At 55.8% G+C, this 507-nt stretch carries 1 protein-coding gene; it reads right to left on the bottom strand.

Features of this window, described 5'->3' with window-relative positions; translation table 11 throughout:
• Positions 1-488: contractile injection system protein, VgrG/Pvc8 family (locus IQ209_RS18005; RefSeq protein WP_255528825.1), on the bottom strand; the 488-nt coding region annotated here is incomplete at its 3' end.
• Positions 489-507: the final 19 nt, after the last annotated feature.

Here is a 507-nt window from a genome sequence, read left to right as displayed (position 1 = left end):
TCTTCCCCTTCCGGGCCAACGACTATCGCCGTTTCATCGCCATCGGCTAACGGTTTGTAGTGGAACGGTGGCCGCCAGTCGGCAAGGCCGTCGATAAAACTGAACGTGTTGCTGAGTGTCGTGCCAGTGCCACTGCTGTCACCCAGTGCCTGCGGGCAGTGCCCGTGGTGGCTGATACCGACAATCTGCCAGCGCACATTCAGCGGCTTGTGTGGGTGATTTTTTATCTCGAAGATTTTACCCGGCATCAGTTTGATGCAGTTACTGTTGCCGATGCCGGTCTGTTTCTGGTTATCCAGCGCGTCCTGCCGGTATTTTAAAAACGGTTTAGCGGCCGCATCTTTCTGGAATCGCCCGTAACTCTCAAACACGGTGTAAGGGGTCTGGCTGCCGAAATCGCGGAAGCCTTCGCTGCTGTGCATATGGGAGAGGTGATAGCGCGGTTTTTCCGGGTTGAAATCTTTGTGGAAACTGCGCTGCGGGCTCATCCCGACGCCCAGTTGTACC

This window comes from Xenorhabdus sp. BG5 (assembly GCF_015163665.1).
GTDB lineage: Bacteria > Pseudomonadota > Gammaproteobacteria > Enterobacterales > Enterobacteriaceae > Xenorhabdus.
The sequence above is the reverse complement of the archived record's forward strand: the minus strand, read 5'-3'. Positions and strand labels throughout refer to the sequence as shown.